Origin of the sequence: Caloranaerobacter longqiensis (assembly GCF_050286925.1) — a bacterium.
Classification (GTDB): domain Bacteria; phylum Bacillota; class Clostridia; order Tissierellales; family Thermohalobacteraceae; genus Caloranaerobacter.
Genome location: NZ_JBFWFX010000002.1, coordinates 262,768 through 283,833 on the forward strand (window position 1 = coordinate 262,768; position 21,066 = coordinate 283,833).

Annotated in this window: 19 protein-coding genes, 1 pseudogene and 1 other annotated feature; of the genes and pseudogenes, 15 read left to right on the top strand and 5 right to left on the bottom strand. The window is 28.0% G+C overall.

The window, feature by feature from the left end:
* Positions 1 to 40: 40 nt before the first annotated feature.
* The 9 genes from AB4Y15_RS03225 (at position 41) to AB4Y15_RS03265 (ending at position 10,836) form a co-directional block, all read left to right on the top strand.
* Entirely contained in the window at positions 41 to 2,419 is a 2,379-nt protein-coding gene (locus tag AB4Y15_RS03225; RefSeq protein ID WP_427338423.1) for an endonuclease MutS2, read from the top strand.
* Between the two features lie 9 nt (positions 2,420 to 2,428).
* The gene (locus AB4Y15_RS03230) at positions 2,429 to 2,872 is read left to right on the top strand and encodes a 2-thiouracil desulfurase family protein (protein WP_427338424.1); all 444 of its coding nucleotides are present in this window, start codon (positions 2,429 to 2,431) and stop codon (positions 2,870 to 2,872) included.
* Between the two features lie 26 nt (positions 2,873 to 2,898).
* Complete coding sequence (locus tag AB4Y15_RS03235) at positions 2,899 to 3,498, top strand: GerMN domain-containing protein (RefSeq protein WP_427338426.1); 600 nt, start codon at positions 2,899 to 2,901, stop codon at positions 3,496 to 3,498.
* A 32-nt stretch (positions 3,499 to 3,530) separates the two neighbouring features.
* Entirely contained in the window at positions 3,531 to 4,547 is a 1,017-nt protein-coding gene (locus AB4Y15_RS03240) for an alpha-hydroxy-acid oxidizing protein (protein ID WP_427338427.1), read from the top strand.
* A 49-nt stretch (positions 4,548 to 4,596) separates the two neighbouring features.
* Positions 4,597 to 4,807 (top strand) — a binding site (T-box leader).
* Between the two features lie 62 nt (positions 4,808 to 4,869).
* Positions 4,870 to 6,570 carry an arginine--tRNA ligase gene (argS, locus tag AB4Y15_RS03245; RefSeq protein ID WP_427338428.1) on the top strand — a complete coding sequence of 567 codons (1,701 nt, stop codon included), beginning with the start codon at positions 4,870 to 4,872 and terminating at the stop codon, positions 6,568 to 6,570.
* Positions 6,571 to 7,278: 708 nt separating this feature from the next.
* Positions 7,279 to 7,401, top strand: a complete 123-nt coding sequence (locus AB4Y15_RS03250) for a hypothetical protein (RefSeq protein ID WP_427338429.1) — start codon at positions 7,279 to 7,281, stop codon at positions 7,399 to 7,401.
* Positions 7,380 to 7,670, top strand: coding sequence for a radical SAM protein (locus tag AB4Y15_RS03255; protein ID WP_427338431.1), 291 nt, complete (start codon positions 7,380 to 7,382; stop codon positions 7,668 to 7,670). The genes AB4Y15_RS03250 and AB4Y15_RS03255 overlap by 22 nt, the downstream gene beginning before the upstream one ends.
* Before the next feature lie 343 nt (positions 7,671 to 8,013).
* Positions 8,014 to 9,975, top strand: coding sequence for an ABC transporter transmembrane domain-containing protein (locus AB4Y15_RS03260; protein ID WP_427338433.1), 1,962 nt, complete (start codon positions 8,014 to 8,016; stop codon positions 9,973 to 9,975).
* A 678-nt stretch (positions 9,976 to 10,653) separates the two neighbouring features.
* Positions 10,654 to 10,836, top strand: coding sequence for a group II intron maturase-specific domain-containing protein (locus tag AB4Y15_RS03265; protein ID WP_427338434.1), 183 nt, complete (start codon positions 10,654 to 10,656; stop codon positions 10,834 to 10,836).
* Positions 10,837 to 10,926: 90 nt separating this feature from the next.
* On the opposite strand, the gene AB4Y15_RS03270 is transcribed toward AB4Y15_RS03265, so the two are convergent.
* Positions 10,927 to 11,379, bottom strand: a complete 453-nt coding sequence (locus tag AB4Y15_RS03270) for a hypothetical protein (protein WP_427338436.1) — start codon at positions 11,377 to 11,379, stop codon at positions 10,927 to 10,929.
* A 996-nt stretch (positions 11,380 to 12,375) separates the two neighbouring features.
* Between AB4Y15_RS03270 and AB4Y15_RS03275 the strand changes: the two genes are divergently transcribed.
* The 3 genes from AB4Y15_RS03275 to AB4Y15_RS03285 all read left to right on the top strand — a co-directional run bounded on the left by AB4Y15_RS03275 (position 12,376) and on the right by AB4Y15_RS03285 (position 14,755).
* Positions 12,376 to 12,753: a hypothetical protein gene (locus tag AB4Y15_RS03275; protein WP_427338437.1), complete on the top strand. Its 378-nt coding sequence runs from the start codon at positions 12,376 to 12,378 to the stop codon at positions 12,751 to 12,753.
* A gap of 219 nt (positions 12,754 to 12,972) precedes the next feature.
* A complete protein-coding gene (locus AB4Y15_RS03280) occupies positions 12,973 to 13,617 on the top strand; it encodes a lytic transglycosylase domain-containing protein (protein WP_427338438.1) in 645 nt (214 codons plus the stop codon).
* 85 nt (positions 13,618 to 13,702) lie between these two features.
* A complete protein-coding gene (locus AB4Y15_RS03285; protein WP_427338439.1) occupies positions 13,703 to 14,755 on the top strand; it encodes a hypothetical protein in 1,053 nt (350 codons plus the stop codon).
* Between the two features lie 15 nt (positions 14,756 to 14,770).
* Here the strand turns inward: AB4Y15_RS03285 and AB4Y15_RS03290 are convergent, their stop codons facing one another.
* Complete coding sequence (locus tag AB4Y15_RS03290) at positions 14,771 to 14,965, bottom strand: hypothetical protein (RefSeq protein ID WP_035165095.1); 195 nt, start codon at positions 14,963 to 14,965, stop codon at positions 14,771 to 14,773.
* 109 nt (positions 14,966 to 15,074) lie between these two features.
* Positions 15,075 to 15,560 (bottom strand): hypothetical protein, encoded by a 486-nt coding sequence (locus tag AB4Y15_RS03295; protein ID WP_427338440.1) that lies wholly within the window; start codon positions 15,558 to 15,560, stop codon positions 15,075 to 15,077.
* A 114-nt stretch (positions 15,561 to 15,674) separates the two neighbouring features.
* On the opposite strand from AB4Y15_RS03295, the gene AB4Y15_RS03300 reads away from it, so the two are divergent.
* Positions 15,675 to 17,021 carry an MATE family efflux transporter gene (locus AB4Y15_RS03300; RefSeq protein WP_427338441.1) on the top strand — a complete coding sequence of 449 codons (1,347 nt, stop codon included), beginning with the start codon at positions 15,675 to 15,677 and terminating at the stop codon, positions 17,019 to 17,021.
* Between the two features lie 691 nt (positions 17,022 to 17,712).
* Positions 17,713 to 18,216 (top strand): DUF2680 domain-containing protein, encoded by a 504-nt coding sequence (locus AB4Y15_RS03305; protein ID WP_427338443.1) that lies wholly within the window; start codon positions 17,713 to 17,715, stop codon positions 18,214 to 18,216.
* Between the two features lie 941 nt (positions 18,217 to 19,157).
* On the opposite strand, the pseudogene AB4Y15_RS03310 reads toward AB4Y15_RS03305, so the two are convergent.
* Both AB4Y15_RS03310 and AB4Y15_RS03315 read right to left on the bottom strand, forming a co-directional pair.
* Positions 19,158 to 19,547 (bottom strand): annotated as a pseudogene (locus tag AB4Y15_RS03310) (transposase); the annotation flags it as partial.
* 105 nt (positions 19,548 to 19,652) lie between these two features.
* On the bottom strand, positions 19,653 to 19,862 hold the full coding sequence (locus tag AB4Y15_RS03315) for a hypothetical protein (protein ID WP_427338444.1): 210 nt from the start codon (positions 19,860 to 19,862) through the stop codon (positions 19,653 to 19,655).
* 424 nt (positions 19,863 to 20,286) lie between these two features.
* Here AB4Y15_RS03315 and AB4Y15_RS03320 point away from each other — a divergent pair, with 424 nt between their 5' ends.
* The gene (locus AB4Y15_RS03320; protein ID WP_427338445.1) at positions 20,287 to 21,018 is read left to right on the top strand and encodes a GNAT family N-acetyltransferase; all 732 of its coding nucleotides are present in this window, start codon (positions 20,287 to 20,289) and stop codon (positions 21,016 to 21,018) included.
* The last annotated feature ends 48 nt before the right edge of the window (positions 21,019 to 21,066 follow it).

Genomic DNA, 21,066 nt, shown 5'->3' on the forward strand with positions numbered 1-21,066 from the left:
AGAAATATACTAGACAATGTAGAGAAAGTAGGTGAATAAATTGAATGAAAAGACATTAAGGGTTCTTGAATATGATAAGATAATAGACAAGTTATTAGAGAAAGCTGAATCCTCTTTAGGTAAAGAATTAATAAATAAACTTAAGCCAAGTAATGATTTTTATGAGGTAAAGAAGATGTTGGAAGAAACAGATGAAGCTGTTAAACTAATAATCAAAAGAGGAAGACCTCCTCTAGCTGGCATTCATAATGTATATGCTGAACTAAAAAGAGCACAGATAGGAGCTTCGCTTAGTCCAGGAAGTTTGTTAAAAATTGCGGATACTCTAAGAGCAGCTAGGAGAATGAGTACATTTGTTAAGAAAAGTAAGGAAGATAAAAATTCTAGTTATCCAATAATAGAAAATATGGTAGATTTACTGTCAACATTTAGAGAATTAGAAGAAAGAATTTTTGAGTCAATTATTAGTGAAGAAGAAATATCTGACAATGCTAGTCAAACGTTAAGAAATATAAGAAGGCAAATAGAATCTAAAAATGAAGCAATTAGAAACAAATTAAATTCAATTATTAATTCATCAACTTATAGAAAGTATTTACAAGAATCTATTATCACAATAAGACAAGATAGATATGTGGTACCTGTAAAACAAGAGTACAGAGGTAATTTTCCAGGTTTAGTACATGACCAATCTTCTAGTGGGGCAACATTATTTATTGAGCCTATGGCAGTAGTTGAATTAAACAATCAGTTAAAAGAACTTAAGCTAAAAGAAAAGGCTGAAATTGAAAGAATTTTAGCCGAATTGACAAGTTTAGTAGCTGAAAAAGCAGACAATATAAAAACAAATATAGATATATTGGCAAAATTAGATTTTATATTTGCTAAAGCAAAACTAGCACTAGAAATGGAAGCGGTTAAGCCTGAACTTAACAAAGAAGGTTATATTAACATTAAAAAAGGTAGACATCCATTAATAGATAAAGATAAAGTTGTACCTATAGATATTCACATAGGAAAAGAATTTGATACTTTAGTGATTACAGGACCTAATACAGGTGGTAAAACTGTTACATTAAAAACAGTTGGATTACTTTCATTAATGGGGCAGTCTGGACTTTTTGTACCAGCAGATTTTGGTAGTCAGATTGCTGTGTTCGATAAGATTTTTGCAGATATTGGTGATGAGCAAAGTATAGAGCAGAGTTTAAGTACGTTTTCTTCTCATATGACAAATATAGTAGAAATTTTAAAAAATGTACAACCTAATAATCTTATTTTGTTTGATGAATTAGGTGCTGGTACTGATCCTACAGAAGGTGCTGCTTTGGCAATGGCTATATTGAGTTACCTTCATAGTATAGGAGCAAAGACAATTGCGACTACTCACTATAGTGAGTTGAAAATTTATGCATTGACAACTGAAGGTGTAGAAAATGCTTCAGTTGAATTTGATATAGAAACATTAAGCCCAACATATAGGTTGTTAATCGGTGTACCTGGAAAATCAAATGCTTTTGAAATATCAAAGAGATTAGGGCTTCAAGATTTTATTATTGAAAGAGCTAAAGATTTTATTTCCAGGGAAAACATTGAATTTGAAGATGTTTTGGCAAAGATTGAGAGAGACAGAAGAATAATAGAGCAAAATAGAGAGGAATCTGAAAAACTGAAAAGAGATATAGACAGATTGAAAAAGGAATTAGATGAAAAGAGAATAAAATTAAATAAACAGAGAGAAAAACTATTATTTGAAGCTAAACAGGAAGCAAAAAAGATTATTAAAGAAGCAAAGGAAGAAGCAGATAATATTATAAAACAACTTAGAGAGATTTCTATAGAAATAGATAAAGAGAAGAATAAAAAAATTCAAGAAGCAAATGATAGATTAAAAAATAAGCTTGATAATTTACAAGCTGAACTAACAGAAAACTTATTGAACAAAAAGAACAGAAAACCACCGAAAGATTTAAAACCAGGAGATACTGTAACTTTACTTAATTTAAACCAGACAGGAACTGTAATGTCTGAGCCAGATGAAGATGGAAATTTAGTTGTGCAAGTTGGTATTATGAAGATAAATGTTCATGTTAGTAATTTAGCTAGAGCTAAAGATAATGAACTAACGGATGAGAATTTTGGAACAAGAAAGATAATTACTTCTAAAGCTAAGTATATAAAAACTGAACTTGACTTGAGGGGGAAAACATTAGAAGAAGCTTTACTTGATACAGACAAGTACCTTGATGATGCATATATAGCAGGGTTAAAACAAGTTACTATTATACATGGAAAGGGTACTGGCGTATTAAGAGCGGGAATAAAACAGCTATTAAAATCGCATCGTCATGTTAAAAATTTTAGGTTAGGTAATTTTGGTGAAGGTGGCACAGGAGTAACTATAGTTGAACTAAAGTGAGGTTAGAGTATGATTATAATAAGTGCATGTTTAGTTGGAATTAATTGTAAATATGATGGAGGAAATAATTTTAATGAAAAAGTATATGAATTATTTAAAAGTAAAAAAGCAATATTAGTCTGCCCTGAACAGTTAGGGGGACTTCCTACACCTAGAGTCCCTTCAGAAATAGTTATTAAAGATGGTGAAATTAGGGTATTAAATAAAGAAGGAATTGATGTTACAGAAAATTTTTTAAAAGGAGGATATGAAACATTAAAAATTGCTAAAGCAGTAGGGGCAAGGCTGGCAATATTAAAATCAAAAAGTCCTTCATGCGGGGTAGGTTATATATATGACGGCACATTTTCAGGAAAAATAACGGAAGGCAATGGAATCACAGCACAGTTGCTTATGAAAAATGGTATAAAAGTATGCACAGAAAATGATTTTTTAGATTATATTTCTAAATAAATTAATTTGAATTAGGAGGAGATAATATGAAAAAGCTGATAACTATTTTATTAACAGTAACTCTTATAACAACTTTATTTGTTGGGTGTTCAAAAAAAGACAAAATTAAAGAAGATCAAGAAAATTTGAAAGACAATGCAGTTACGGAAGTTAAAAATGAATCTAAATCTGAAAATGTTGAGGAGAATAAAGTTGAAGAAGTAGACTATGTTTTATATTTAAAACAAAAATCTATTCCGTTCATTTTTGCTGAAAAATATACAATCAAAGCAGATGATCCAAGATTAAAAGATAAAAGTATTGAATGGATAGCATTAGAGCATCTAATAAATTTTAACGGTTTTAAAGATTTTATATCACCAATTCCAGAAGGTACAAAACTTTTAGGCTTAACTAAGGAAAATGGTGTTGTATATGTTGATTTATCAAAAGAATTTATAGATAACATGCCAAAGGATGAACAATCTACAAAAATTGCTATTGATTCAATAGTAAATACGTTAACATTTTTCGATGGAAATGAGAGCGTTATGTTTAAAATAGAAGGACAAGTTGTTAAAAATATAAATGGAGTAGATTTAAGTAAGCAGTTCTATTTTAGTAGTGATTTCCTTCCAGATAAGTAATATAATTATATAAATATTTTAGGGGGTTTAGTATGGATATAAAGCAAATTTATGAAACTGCTAGAAAAAGGATGAAAGGATATTGTAGAGTTTGTAACGAATGCAATGGCATTGCTTGTGCAGGTGAAGTCCCAGGAATGGGTGGAGTTGGTACTGGTACATCGTTTAAAAATAATGTAGAAGAATTAAAAAAGATACAGCTTAAGATGAGGACAATTCATGATGCTAAAACTCCTGATACTTCTATAGAATTGTTTGGGATAAAATTAAATATTCCTATAATATCTGCTCCTGTAACAGGAAACAGTTTTAATATGGGTGGAGCACTAACAGAAGAAGAGTATGTTGAAGCAGTTCTCAAAGGCAGTATTTCAGCTGGAACGATTGGTATGACAGGGGATACAGCCGATTTATCTATGTATATAACTGGATTAGAAGGAATAAAAAATGTAAATGGAATGGGCATACCAATAATTAAACCTAGAGAAAATGAAAAAATTATAGAAAATATAAGAAAAGCAGAAGAAGTTAAACCTCTAGCTATTGGTGTTGATATAGATGGTGCAGGGCTTATAACTATGGCTCTTAAAGGCCAGCCTGTTGGACCAAAAACTAAATCTGAATTGAAGGAATTAATTGAATCTACCGATTTACCTTTTATATTAAAAGGTATTATGACACCGGATGAAGCAGAAATAGCTGTCCAAGTCGGTGCAAAAGCTATTGTTGTTTCTAATCATGGAGGAAGAGTTTTAGACCATACTCCAGGAGTAGCTAAAGTACTTCCAGAGATAGTAGATGCTGTTAAAGGCAAAATTATTATTTTAGCTGATGGAGGAATACGTTCAGGAGTAGATGTATTTAAAATGTTGGCTCTGGGAGCAGATGCAGTATTATTGGGTAGGCCTATTATTATTGGAGCATATGGAGGATATGAAGAAGGCGTCACTGCAGTTTTAAACAAGATGAAGAAAGAATTATTGCAGGCAATGATATTAACAGGATGTAAAGATATAAAGTCAATAGATAGGACTAAGATAATTTTTTAAAGCCCCTTGATTTACAAAAAATAATGTGGTATATTATGATAAAAAACAGTCAAATTCGTTGAAGGGGAGAGTAGGATAAACTGAAGTAATAGCGAGCCGGGGACGGTGGAAGCCTGGCATGGAGGTTTATCTGAAGCGCACCCTGGAGAAGCTGTCTGAAATTTAGTAGGATAAGACGTATCCCTGCGTTAAAGGGTTAGAGTGGGCAAGTTAGACTTGCCAATAAGAGTGGTAACACGGGATTAACTCTCGTCTCTTCAAGAGATGAGAGTTTTTTGTTTGATGGAAAATAATACATAAATCATATAAAGGAGGTTTTAAAATGATAGATTTCAAAAAAGAGATTGCACGAATTGTTAGTGAGCAGGTAGAATCTTTAAGCCAAGAAGATGTTGAAGCATTAATAGAAATTCCACCAGATTATGACATGGGAGATTATGCTATGCCATGTTTTAAGTTGGCAAAAACGTTTAGAAAAGCTCCAAATCTAATAGCTCAAGAGATAGCAGAAACTTTAGATGGCAAAGAGTATTTTGAGAAGATTGAGAATGTTGGACCATATGTAAACTTCTTTATTGATAAAAAAGTTTTGGCTAAAACTGTATTAGAAGAAATTTTTTCAAAAAAAGAAAACTATGGTTCATCAGATATGGGTAGTGGCAAAAATATTGTTATAGATTTTTCATCACCCAATATTGCAAAACCGTTCCACGTAGGACATTTGCGTTCTACTGTAATAGGGAATTCTCTGTATAAAATATATGAGTTTCTTGGATATAATTGTATTGGTATAAATCATTTAGGTGATTGGGGTACGCAATTCGGAAAATTAATTACTGCATATAAAAAGTGGGGAAATAAAGAGGAAATAGAAAAAGAGCCTATTAAGACTTTATTAAAGCTTTATGTAAAATTCCATGATGAAGCTGAATTAAATCCTGAATTAGAAGAAGAAGGAAGAAGATGGTTCAAAAAACTTGAAGACGGAGATGAAGAGGCTAGAAGGTTATGGAGTTGGTTTGTAGATTTAAGTTTAAAGGAATTTAATAAAATTTACGAATTACTAAAAGTTAAATTTGATTATTTTACAGGTGAAAGTTTTTACAATGACAAAATGGATAGAGTAATAGAGCTATTAAAGGAAAAAAATCTGCTTAAAGAAAGTAAGGGAGCATATGTAGTTGATTTAGAAGAGTTTGATATGCCTCCTTGCTTAGTGTTAAAGAGTGATGGTGCTACTTTATATCCAACAAGAGATATAGCAGCAGCTATTTATAGAAAAGAAACATTCGATTTTGAGAAGGCACTTTATGTAACAGATTATTCACAGAATTTACATTTTGCTCAATGGTTCAAAGTTATTGAACTAATGGGATTTGAATGGGCGGATAAATTAGAACATGTACCTTTTGGACGTGTAAGCACAGAAGAAGGTAGAATGCAAACTAGAAAAGGTAATGTAATTTTATTAGAAGAATTATTAAATAAAGCGATTGACAAAGTAAGAGAAATAATAGAAGAAAAGAATCCAAATTTAGAAAATAAAGATGAAGTGGCTAGACAAGTTGGTATAGGAGCAGTAATTTTTAACGATTTAAGTAACAATAAGATAAAAGATATTGTATTTAATTGGGATAGAATGTTGAGCTTTGATGGAGAAACAGGTCCTTACGTTCAATATACTCATGCAAGAGCAAATAGTGTACTAAACAAAAAACAATATGATATTACTAATGATGTTGATTATTCAATATTAACTAATCAGGAAGCAGTTGATGTTATAAGATTGCTTCAATCATTCCCTGAAGCTATAGTAAATGCTATGGAAAAGAATGAACCTTCTATAATTACAAGACATATAGTAGATATAGCTCAGGCGTTTAATAAGTTCTATCACGAATGTCCTATAATTGTAGAAGATGAAAATATACAAAAAGCAAGATTATTACTTGTATTCGCTGTAAAAACTGTATTAAAAACTGGTTTAGGATTATTAGGCATTGATGCACCAGATAAGATGTAGAGTGAGAGATAAATACAAGTTAGTGATTAGGAAAATTGTATAAAAAAAGAACCTCTTTTGATTTAGTAGTAAACCAGTAAATTAAACAAAAGAGGTTCTTTTTATTATAATCAGTAATATTGACTGCGATATTGGTTAGTATTAGCTTTGGTAGGTATTGCTGTTAAAAATAGAGATATCATTCTATTTAAGATATATTCAACCTAAATATACAAATGATTACATAAAAAACAAAAAATGATTGACATTACATATGTATGTATATATAATTGGATTAAGAAATATATCATTAGATTGGCAATTATCATCGGCCTAACTATTAAGATGTTTTACATAAATTTTTAGAAAGATTAGAAAAGGCAGTGGATATAGAAAAACATTGTAAATTTTTAACACAAAACTTGGTTTTATTTGGAAGTTGATTAGAAAAATAAACAAAAGGAAGTGATTGTATTTCAAAAAGTTTGATATAATTCCCCATAGTCAGTAACCTTCTTGGTTAATATTTTTGAGGGGTAATTTATATTAAATCAAAGGTTGCTGACTATTTTTATACCTAACCTTATGGAATTTTTTGGATATTAATCATATTCTATTCTGTTGAGGGTTTATTTTTATGTTTGTTCAATACTAGTGAACAAAAATTATTAGATTATAATGCATGCAAAATTTATTAATTACATTTAAACAGAAAGGAGGTTTATTAAAATGGAAATTAAAGTATTAATACCAGCTATCTTGAAGAAGAAAGTTGCACATAGTAATATTTCATTATCTTGTCATTATGCAGGATGTGGCGCTGCAGATAGTTGGCCATTATACTTAAACTAAAAGATGAAGGAATAATGAGTATAGATATTGCTAGAAAAGCAGTAGACTTCTTTATGAATAAAGCACCAATAAACAGACAAGATAACATTATTTTCCTCACCAAGGAACCCTTGATGGCATATAATCAATTAGTTTCAACTTGTGAATATATAAAAGAAAGATATATTGATAGTAAAAATATCCAATTTCATCTAGTTACAAATGGTACGTTGCTAAATGAAAAAATTATAGATTATATCGCTATGAATAATTTTAGTATAGGGCTTTAGTATTGATGGAAATGAAAAAGTTCAAAATGAACAACGTCCGCGTCATTGCTTTTCATCAGAAAATAACTATAAGCTCGGTAATGTCATGAATCAAGAAAAGATTAAAGATTTTTCTTTTACGACAGAAGAGTGTAATAAATGCTGGAATCAATACACCTGTTCACATGGTTGTTTTTATAATGATTATATATTAACTGATTCCCTAAATAAAAAGAATCCATACTGGTGTACTTATTCCAAAAAATGACAGAGTTGTGTTTAGCTTTGATACCGGAATTAAGCGAAAAACATTTGAAAAGAATATTGGCAGTGTCATAGGAAAAAGGTATAAAGGAGGTATAATGTGTTAGGCAACTTAAAGAAGTTAATTTTATTTATGAAAAAAAGATTAGATGGTAAAGATAAAAGAAATATAGCTATTTTAATCTTTATTGCACTTTTAACAAATATATTAATTGTATTAATCCCTTTAATACAAAAACATATTATTGATGATATACTACAAAAGCAAATGTATAAAAGTTCTATATTTATCTTTTTAGTATTAAGTATTTTATTATCAGGCATAAAATTTATAGAAGTATTTTTGTTAAACAGCATAAGAATATCACTTCAAAAAAATATTACTATGAATATGTTAACATCTATATCAAAAAAGGAAAATAAAATAATTAAGACGAGAGGTTCAGGGGCATTTATGAGTAGAGTTTTCAGTGATTCTGAACAGTTTAGTATGCTTTTAGAAACAAATTATTTTTTTAGTATAGGTGTGTTTATTGCAGCTATTGTTACCATAATAATAACTCTTTCTTGGACTTGGAGCTTTTTTTTAATCATACTAGTCTCTTATATTGTAATGGCTTTTGGTATAAAAGTATGTACTCAGTTTTTTACACAAAATTTTGCATTAGCTAGAGAACTAGTTTTTAAATTAAATCCAAAGGTTTTAGAATTTATAGAAAATAGAAGATCTATTATGAGTTATGGCAGCATATCTCAATATTTAAAAAGATTAGAGGATATTATTGATGAAAGAGATGGTTATATTAAAAAAGCGTCTGTTTATGATACTTTGGGTAACACTATTATAGAAAATGTAAAAAATATTGCAATAACAGTTTTTTTCATTGTATCGATGATAGAAATATTAAACTCTAAATTAGATGTATCCTCTTTTATAACTATGACTTCGTATTTTAATATAGTCTTTTTGCCTATATTAAGTATAAAGCAAATTTATGGAGCTTTAAATAAATTTCAAATGCTCTATTCAAGAAGTTCCGATATATTTGATGTGCCTATTAAGGTTCATTTACCAAATAAAAATGAATTGATAATTAAAGATATAAGTTTTTCATATGATAATACAATAATTCTCAAGAACATAGATATAAAACTGGACAAAGTGTATGGAATCGTTGGCATATCTGGAGAAGGGAAGACTACATTATTAAAATTATTAACTGGTGAATTAACTCCGACAAAAGGAGAAATAATTTATGGAAAAACTAATATTTCTAACATACCTATGAATATGATTTATTCATGTTTTAGATATTACAGTCAGGATGTAGAAATTTTCGATGATGATCTGTTGTTTAATATAACATTAGGCAAGAAAGGGATTTCAAAAAATGAATACTATAAAGAAATTGATATTTATAAAAATTTAATAAAAGAAAGCTTAACTTGGCTTATATCAGAAGAAAATCCAAATTTAGATAAAAATGAAAATGTTAAAAAAATAATAAAAGAAATTTATAATTTAACAGATGAAGAATGTAAAAACAAAAATATATTGAATAAAATAAGAAATAGTTTAAACTTCAATAATTTAGCTGAAACTGCAGATTTTATTTCACAAATATATGTATCAAGAAAATATTATATAGAAGAAAAATATAGGCTAATATTATCAGATTTAAAATTAGACTATTTGAGTGGGCGAAACTTTGGACAAAGAGGAAAGTATTTATCTGGTGGAGAAAAAAATAAAGTTGCTCTAGCCCGCTTTTTATTACCGGAAATTGATGTTCCAATTATTATTGATGAACCATTTACAAATCTAGATCTCATTTCTGAACAAGAAAATTTACAAGTTCTTAATAAGTATATATCAGGTTCAAAAGGAATAATTGTATCGCATAAATTAGATGTAATTAAATTATTGTCTGATGAAATAATAGTAATTAATAATAGTGAAATAGAATCTAGGGGGCTTCATGATGAATTATTAAATTCTTCAATGCTATATGCTGAATTATATGAAAAGTTTTTAGAAAAGAAATTTGCTCTGAATGCATAATAGTATTAAGTTGATGGAATGAATAACCTAATTTTAAAAAATTATATTTATATAAACCTGAATACTAGTGTTCAATAATTAAGAAATATTTCCATTGACTTTTAAACTATAAGATGTTCTAACGATATTTTTTCGATGTTTTATTAACATACTCATTGCCTAAGTAGACAATTTTATCGTAAATGATTTTAGTTTCTTTAATTTTTTCAGGAATACCTTTATTTATTTTTTGATTTTCTCACTTGGAGTTAATGAATCTAAAGATTTGTTAACAAGTTCATCCATTATTGGAATAAAAAACTTATAATCAATTTTGTTATTATAATTAGATAAAGAACCTAAGCTAACGAATTTAATAATATCTATAAATTTTTCAAAAATTTGATATAATTCCCCATAGTCAGTAACCTCTTTGGTTAATATTTTTTAGGTGTAATTATATTAAACCAAAGGTTGCTGACTATTTTTATACCTAACTTTATGGAATTTCTTGAATATTTATCATATTCTATTTTGTCAAAGGTTTATTTTTACATTTGTTGAACACTAGTGAGTAAATAATATGTGTACATTAAGATATGCAGATGATATACTAATCTTTGCTAAACCTAAATGGAGAGCAGGGAAATATAAATAAAGGGAATAGCCCCAAGAAACAGCAGCAGGAATATAGAAATAATGGTAAACCAACTCAATCCTATTTTTAAAAGATGGATAAACTATTTTAGGATTGCCAACTGCAAAAGGATGTTCTGGGAATTAATGACTTGGATAAAAAGAAGGTTAAGAATAAAGAAAATGAGAAAATGGAAAATGTGGAAGGGATCATACAAGCAACTCAGAAAAATGGGATATAGATGAGAATATAAGAAGATTTCCATGTATAGATTGATAAATTCTAACTCTCATCTTATTTAATATGGCACTTCTCAATCCTTATTTAAAGAATAACTACTGAAGAAGCATTACATGGATTGGTCCACTAAAATTAGGTAATAATTTTGGTTCAGATTCTTTTCCCATAGCATTCTCTCTGATATAATCACCATATCTGTATTTAGCATTAATTGAAGTATCTATAGTATTATTAGCATTATCTTTTGTATGATTATTAGAATCAGATGGAGTTTTGTGTGATGAACCTAAAAAGGTAGGAGTTCTGTACTCTTCATGGAGTAGTTTCTTAATTTCATTTGGAGACATATCTTTAATATTATTAAAAACCTTTTCTTTATTTTTATCTAGGATATAAGTACTAGACATTAGCTCTGCGTTTATTCTATCGATAGCCATTTTATAAGGTGCGAGCAACTCATCAATGGTTTCTACTTTTGTTGAAAACATTGATACGATTAACCCAAGGATTAATAGAACCGATAAAATCATACTTGCGATTTTTCCCATAAAATACATCTCCTTGTAAGGCAGATTTACAAAAAATTTATTTATATTTATATATTATGCAGATTTTAGACTTATATCAATATTTTAGATACAAAAACTTTATTTGTAATTAAAAAATAAAAAATGTCGATATCTTAAGGATAAGAACAAATTTAACAGATTTACCATATGAAATAATAAATGCATGATTATTATTAGAAATAGGATGGAACATATTGGATACAGAAAGAGATATAAAAGAGGCTATTATTAAGAAGGAAAATGGCAGAAGCATTCCACAAAGAGCATAAAAGAGCAGTAAATACAGCTAATAAAAATGAGCTATAAAGAAGTTCAATCACTTCTTCAAAAAGTCGTCGACCCCCAGTAGTGCAAAAACCCCTGGGGATCGACGACTTTTTGTTTTTTGCACAAAACGTGTAAATTTCAATGTATAGAAGGGTGAAACCCTAGTATATTAGTAGGAATTAACATAAAAAAATCAATAATTGACAAAATTTTTTAAATATAGTAATATCAATATAAGCGATTGGTTTATAGCTTACCTATAAGGAATTGAAACCTAGGATAATGTTTCTGTTCTAGCAAGTAAATTCCGGTTTATAGCTTACCTATAAGGAATTGAAACTCTGTTTGTATAAAACTTAATCGCCTCAACGGATTAGGTTTATAGCTTACCTATAAGGAATTGAAACGCGAACGGCCCCTTCTAACGTCACGCCACATATAAGGTTTATAGCTTACCTGTAAGGAATTGAAACAAACGTTGTGCAGTTGCAAATATGACTTTTCTTTCTTTGTTTATAGCTTATCTATATAAGGAATTGAAACTTCGTATAATACACATTATACGAACTTTTTTAACCATAGTTTATAGCTTACCTATAAGGAATCGAAACAATGTTAGACGTGGTTGATGATGATCTTGCACTATTATATCTGTAACTGTTTACATCTTTTAATTTTTCATCTATTATCAGAGATGGAGAGGAAAGTATGAAATATATAAATACTCTAACATCAATATTTGGGGGAAGTATGAAATATATAATCACTTTAACATCAATATTTATTGCTGCTTTATTGCTGTATTTAGGTTTTCATTTATCTTTCTTTGTTGTATCCTTATGTTCAAGTAAAGAGGTTGTTAGAATACCATTTACCCATCACTACATAGCAAAAATAAAACCTTCACAATGGGAAGGACCTGAAGAAGTAAATCACAAATATTTTTTTAATAAATTCATAGAAGAACAAAATAGAAAAGGTTGGAAATACAATCCTGAAAAAAGACTAGGCCGATTGATAATTTTCGAAAAAGATGGTAAAGTTAAAGGAATGTCGTATCCTAGATTTATAGGAATTAAATGGTAAGGAGGCAGATAATATCTGCCTCCTTATTTTTAAAACAAACCTCCTACCACTATTAAATCAAAGGAGGTTTTTTTCATTTTTGATTATAAAACTTAAAAAAGGTTCGATTTGGGGTATAAATTACCATAATAGGATTATTTAAGATAATGTAACATTTTTGACTGGCTTAAGCTTAATTTATATAATAACCCTTGTGCCATTAAGAAAGGAGGGTTAAAAATGAGAGAAAAATTGGTGTTATCGACTATACTTGTAGTTACTTTAATATTTGGAAGTACGGTATATGCGATAATGTTAAATAGTGATGATTATAATGTTTTAGATTTGAGCGTTGTAAATAATGATAAGGTAATTGAAAATACAGAAATAAAAAAATATATTAAAGATTATGCTCTTATAGAATATATAAAAAATAAGACAAATTTAACAGAAGTGGAAAGTGCATTTCTTTTAAAACAATGTAATGAAAAAGGGTTAAATATTTTTATTGTGTTGGGGTTGATGAAATTAGAAAGTAATTTTGATCCTAACTGTGTTGGCACTTTAGGAGAAAGAGGATTAGGACAGCTTATGGAAAGTACAGCTCGTCAGATTGCATTTAATATGAAGAAAGAATTTAAACCTGAATTACTGTTTGACCCTAAATATAATATTGAATTATTCACAACACAACTTAAATATTTAAAAGTGATTTTTAACGGTGATATACACAAAGTACTTACAGCGTATAATAGAGGAGAATATGGGCTAAAAAGGTATATGGCATCTAGAAGTTGGACAAGTAACCCTGCAAAGAGTACTTATTCTGAAAAAGTACTTAAATATGCGGCTATGTTTCAAAAAGAATATCAGAATTGGAAATAGAGGAGCTAGCTAAATGCTAGTTCCTATTTCTTTTATACATAAACTTTGTTATACTATACATATCGAGCAAAGGAGTGTTGGCAAATTGGAAGATAAGATTAGATATTTTATAAATAATGCTGTATACGGCGATAGCTTAAGATATTTTGTTAGTAAGTCTAATGCAATAAATCAGAAAAAAATAAAAGGGCAGTGGTCGTATATAGTTGAATTATTTATAATTACAGTAAAATCTTTAATACCTTCGATGAATGTTGAAGGTACAATTGTAGAATATACAAGATTTAAAGAAGAAATAAAATTATGGATAAGTTATAGACATGGAAGTAATAAACCACTAATAAATTCTGTAAATAAATTTGATGACAAAACTTATTGGATTGAAATTGATGATAGTGTTTATGCAAGAATATTTCCGATTGTAGCTGCAAACACTCAATGGGATGTTATATTATCAGAGGTTATAAAAAATATTTTGTTTACGACTGGCAATATATTTATTTTACAGAAATGTATAATATTATCTAAGATACTATATTTGATATTAAATGGTCAAAAAGATTATGATAAAATTATAAGCAGTTTAAAAGAGGAAATAATACGATTATCCCAAAAAGAGTTAATTAGTAAGTATAATAAATATTATAGAGCAGATATTGCAACTTTTCCTGGGAATTTTGTAATAGATTTTGAGAAAACTAGGATTGAATTGCTAAATTTATTTAATGGAAAATCAATAAATAATAATTTCTATATATTAGGGAAAGTATTAGATATTTTAAGAGGTGATATAAAAGAATTTAGTCAAATACACTATAATTTCTTTTTATATGGAATTCTAGGTTTAATTGTTCAAAATAACAGTGAGCTTATAGAATACAAGGATAAGAATTTTATACAAAGTTTAGCAGGTTATTTGCTAAGACTTAGAAAAAGTAGAATAAACCCAGAAAGTCTTTATATAAAAAATTATTATATGCCTGATGTTTTTAAATATAATGTCCAAGAAGAATTTAATCATTCGCTTTTAAATAAATGTAAAGTAGTTAATAAAGAAGAAACAGAAAAATTATTTATTACATATATTAAGACAAAAGCAGGAATTTACAGATTCTTTAAATTCAAAAACCCCGTTTGATTACGGGGTAAAAAGTTATTTTTTTAAATATTGTATAAATTCATCTTCAGTACTGTCAGCAAGTTCACTAAGTTCTTTTATAATATTGTTTCTAAGTTTTAAGAAAGAGTCGATATTTGTATTCTTCCCAGTATATTCAAGAGCTTCAATAATCATAAGCATATCTTTTTTTGATATTTCGGCGATTGATATTTTATCAAATTCCTGCATTTTAACTCTCCTTCCTTTAGAACGTATATTATCTAATATATTTCTACAAAAATCTACAGATACCTTCAAAAATTGTTAGAAAAGCTTAAATCCAATAAATAGTTGTATTTTAGAAACTTTCTGGGTCTTTTTTGAAAAATACTCTATCACTTCTATTTTTAACTTCTTTTAATAATTCCATGACATTATTAATTTCTTTTTTTATAAGTTCTGTGTCTTCTTTTGAAATATTGTAGTATAGATATAAATCTTCAAATGCTCTAACAGCTTTTGAAAGTTCGGTATCTACTTCAATGAAGGCTTTGAAATTTTTGCTGTGTTTTGCATTTTTGAATTGTTCAATATCTATTATTATAGCGTTAACAACTTTATCCTCTGATTCCATTACACCTGCTGAAACTACATAAGGTTTTATTCTTTCTAGATAATATGTATTGTCGGGGTTAATATGATACATATATTCGATTTTTAATTCATCTAAGGTATATTTAACGTAGAACATAACACCTTGAATTGATACAACTTGGCAGCCTAATTCTCGCAGTTTATTTAGACACATTTCATGTCTTATTTGCCGAATTGTCATATAAGACATACACATAACCTCCATAATTTATTTATAATATTATATCATATTATAAAGGCAGAATTTAGAAATTTTTTTAAATATGTTAAAATAAAGATATTAATACTTGGAAAAGGTGATTATATGATTTTGGAGAATGATAGTAGATTAAAGATAATATGGAGTTTAGCATGGCCCGTTATGATAAGTCAGATTTTACAGACATTATTAGAGATAATAGATATGTATTTTGTGTCTAACATAGGAGTTAATGAGGCTGCTGCAGCTGGTATTGGTACTTCAGTTATTGGTGTTATTATTGTTGTAACTCAGTTGATTGCTACAGGAACGATAGCTTTAATTTCTAGAAAAACTGGCGAGAATGATGATAAAGGAGTTTTAGAAGTAACAGGACAAGCTTTAATACTTTCAGTTGCAGTAGGAATATTAATATCTGTACTAAGTTTTTGTTTATCTACTTCTATAATAAAATTATTTGAAGTAGAGGTAGAAGTTGCAAAAAATTCGATTAATTATTTAAAGATTGTTTCGTTAAGTATACCTTTTATATTCTTCAATTTAACAGGAAGAGCTATATTACAGGCAAAAGGTGATACTAAGACTCCAATGTTAATATTCGGACTTATGAATTTAGTAAATATTATTCTTGATCCTATATTAATATACGGATTATTTTATTTTCCAAAGCTTATGTTTATAGGAGCACCATTAGCAACAGCTATATCGAATGTGTTTGCTTCAGTTTTGATGTTTAAAACGATTTTAAGAAAAATATTTAATAATGAATTGAAAAAATATCTACAAGTTTTAAATATTAAAATAAGTTTGATGGGGAAGATATTGAAAATAGGCTCATACTCTGCGGTGCAAGCTATTTCTAGACCTATAACTGGACTTGTGATGTATAAGATTGCAAATTATTCTGGCACAAAAGCAGTTGCGGCTTTTACTATAGGAGGCAGGATGTTTAATCTGGTATTTATTTTTTTAGCAGGATTAAATCTATCTATTTCTGTCCTTGTAGGCCAAAATCTTGGGAAAAAAGATATAAAATCAGCTGAATCGATAGTAAAAGATGGAATAAAATTAGCACTAATCAATATGATGATATTTTCACTTCCTTATTTTGTATTGGCTAAATATTTAATGTTTATCTTTACTAAAGATGTTGAAGTGATTAATATAGGTGTAAATTATCTAAGAATAGTTTATGTTGGCGTAATTTTTGTTATTTATCCAGTTGTATATGGTGGAGCTTTTATTGGAGCTGGAGATACAGCACCACCTATGGTCGCATCATTATTAGCGAATTTGTGTTTTAAACTACCAATGGCATACATATTGAGTAAGGTATTTAATATGGGTGCAAATGGTGTTTGGGTAGCGATTAGTCTGTCTGTTTTACTTGAAGCGGCAGTAATAATATACTATTTCAAATTGGGAAAATGGAAGTCAAGAAAAGTTTTTTAATAGAAAATTTTCAAGGGTGACTTTTTTGAAGCACATAACGGAAACTATATTTTATTTACAATTTTAAAATGTTTATAAATTCCTATTGTGTTATAAAGAAGTCTAAAACAGTTGGAATTGAAATCCAACTGTTTTAAATATAGTATTAAGGGGTCAGGCTTTTATAATTTTACAATTCATGATAAACATAACTAAAAAGTATATATTAAAAAATCCTGTTATGGCAGGAATAGAAAGAGGAATTTACTATAAATGGAGCAACTATAGAATATATATAAAATAAGAGAGTAGATGTAGAGCCGATATTAATAATTTTCTTAAAATAATAAAAACAAGCAATAGAAAGATAAAAAGCTTTATTGAAGAAAAAGAAATTAAAATCAAAGTAATGAAAGATTCAAACTTTAGAGAAAGCGTTAAAATTATTGAAATAGAAGAAAATCATAAAAAAGAAAAATATTTTTAGAAGAAATCATTCAAAACCAATGGTGCCCAATATTATAAGTGGCTAGAATAATTATGAAAAGCTGAAGGTGTTTTTTAAAAGAATTCAAAAAGTTACAAAGTATAAAATGCTGACTTTTTTATTTATTTTTCACAGAAGTTTAATTTGTTTGTCATACAGTTGTCACTTTTTAACCTTAGAATATAATTAAAGAAAAAAATAAAAAATTCTAAGGAGGAATTAAATATGAAAAAAGTATTATCATTAGTATTAGTAGGTGTTTTTGTATTATCAATAGGGGCGTTTGCATTTGCTGATACATTTTCTAGTCCAGCAGAAATTTATGCTAACTTAACAGGAAAAACTACAGACGAAGCTTATGCACTTCGTAATAGCACTAGCAAAACATATGGACAATTAGCAGAAGATGCTGGGCTACTTGATGAGTTTAGAGATGCAAACTTAGAAGTAAAAAAGGCAATTCTTGAAGACAGAGTTAAGAATGGGATAATCACACAAGAACAAGCGGATGAGATTTTAGCAGCTATAGAAAACAGCAATTGTACAGTTCCAGGAGAAAACAGAATAGGTCAAAACTATGGTGTTGGATTTGGTAAAGGTTTTAATGGAAACGGCATAGGAATGGGTAGAGGAAATGGTATGCAGCTTAGAGATGGTTCTCATGCAGGTCAAGGATTTAGTGCTGGTAGAGGATTTGAAGCAGGAAGATTTAGTCAATCAAATAACTAGTAAAAAGCGATCAGTTTTGATCGCTTTTTACTGTAGTATTTTTACCGTATTTATTGTTCAATAATTTAACTATTTTTTCTATTAAAGCTTTTTTGTCTTCAAATTTGTTTTTATCATAGTCTCTTATTATGTATGTGATAGAAGTAGTAAAAAGGTTCAAGACTTTATAATTTTATAACTGGCGTGATAACTGTAGCTGATGACTGACAGTATACGTATAACGATGATAATCAATAAATATAGGTTGCAAATGATGTAACTAAAGTTAAAATATGAATACAATGTTGATAGTTAAAGAACTTAGAAAGTAATAGCACTATTTCCTGAGTGATGTATTAGTAGGGTAGATTGTATAACTGCTATATCAAAGACATATTGTTGTCTATAGATGCCCATGGAAATATATAAATATTAAAATCTTACCACTTGTGAGCGAGGTGATTTATATAATAAGCTTTAATAAACACCTTAGTTTTATGAGATGGTTTTTATATCTTATTTCGTACTATCAAATAGAAAGTTAAAATTATTATCGATATTATTTTTTAGAAGAATGTAAATCAATTCATCTTTTGTAGCTTTATCAATAGATTTAAAATCTTCAGCTATTCACTAGTGTTCAATGTTTAACAAAATTTTCATATTATCAAATTAAATTTATATTAAAACAACACATCATCCCATAATCATCAAATTATACCTTAATATACCAACAAAGAAATTATAAATAACCCATACCAAGCTAAAATTTGGATTAATATGGAATTGAAATTATATATCAACCACTTAAAAATTTTTTCCATGTAAATTTTTTATCATCAATTCGATTAATCAAACAATGCTTTATTATTCGTTGTATAGTTATTAATCTATATGACGGAACTTCGTTTTGTATCAACTTTAATAAGTATAAATGATATTATAGCCGAAATGATTTACATCATTACTGCATTAAGACTATATCTTATAAATCTTTTAATTTTAAGGTTTTGTTTTATCCATTTAAAAAACAGTTCTATTTCCCATCGTTTCTTGTAAAGCCAAGCAATTTCTTCAGTAGATAAATTCAATAGGTTAGTAAGGAAAATTATTTCTTTACCATTTTCATCAAGTATTTTTATGATTCTATAGGGAAATTTTGTTTTATAAGTATTTTTATCACCTAGATATGCCACTTTATCATAAATAAACTCTATACTTTCATCTAATAATCTTTCTTCAAATTCTATAATATGGTTACCTACAACTTCATTAATTACTGAATGTCGTTTAAGTCTTGTTATAAAAAATATGTTATTTTCACAATAATAATCAAATTTTTTATAATCCATAGAAATTATAAACTACTTTAAATTGTGGATAAATTCAAATATAATTTCCGTAATGGATTAGGGCAAAATCTTACTTAATTATTTTAATCGAAGATTTTGTTCTTTTTACATAATTAAGGAACTCTTTACTATTATAATATAATAAATTTGAATTTCTGAATTAAAAATTTTTTCGATTAATGACAGTGGTAGAGGTAATTTTCCTAAGTATAAACCATTTAATTTTGCACCTATTACATCATCATTAATGATAGGCGATATATTTACATTTACACCAATTGGTAGAAAACCTATTTTTAAAGATGATTTTAACATTATGCTATTTGGCTGCAAATCAAAATAAAATCCATTAAACTCTACAAAAAAGGTAATTCTTGTGTGTTAATTTGTTTAGTAATTTAAGGCACTAGGACCGAATTTAATTCAGCTTCTTCTAATAAAATTTCATTTTCGCCAAATATGTTGATTTTAGAATTATTTATCAAATCAATGATAAATAAATTTGGATTAGTTTCGTTAAAAGTCTTTATACTATTTGGACGAATTAAAACAAGAGATATAGTAATAAGAATAAATAAAGTAAGTATTAGTCCTAAAAAACTTTTTTAAATATTTTCATGAAATCACTCCTTAATTAATTATATCAAAAAAATATATATATGTAGACAGTATCAAAAAGATTGAAACCTTTACACCCTGTGATATAATATAGTCAGCAGATGAAGGGAGAGAGGGTATAATGTATTCTATATCTAATATAGAAACAATAAAGCATTTGTTAAATTATGATAAAATAGCAACGATAAATGCTTTAGGTAAAATGAGATTTACAAAGAATTGGGAGATTATTGTAGATAATATAAATAAGCCAAGAGGATTTATATTAAAATCGGACAAATGGAATATAATATATTCTCCAGAAGATGAAGTAGCTAGAAAGATGCTAGAGAATATAAACTTAAAAGGACAAAGATTTGCAGGTGTGTTAAAGAAATATTATGATTTAGTAAAAAATAGTGAGGAAATTGAGTGGGAAGAACCATGTTATTTGTATTATATGGACAAAAATAATTTGGATTTGACTAGAATTAGACATGAAGTGAAAGAGTTAAAGCTAAAAGATGCAGTAGTTGTAAATGAATATTATACATATAAAAGTGAAAATTCTCTAGAATATATAACTAATTGTATTAAAAATAGACCTTCATCAGCTATTTTTGATAAAAATGGTGTTCCTATTTCTTGGGCTGTAGTTAGAGAAGATGGTTCAATGGGTATAATGTATACAAAGGAAGAATATAGAGGCAAGGGGTTAGCTGTATCTGTTAGCATTGACCTTGCAAAGAAAGTATTTGACATTGGTTGGACTCCTTATGTTCATATTGTAGTTAACAATACACCTTCAATAAAATTAGCAGAGTCGATTGGTTTTAAAAGGTATGGTGAAATTGTCTGGTTTGGAGTAAAATAAATAGATAAAGGATAAACTTTTATTAAGCAGCTTTGTGCTGCTTTTCTA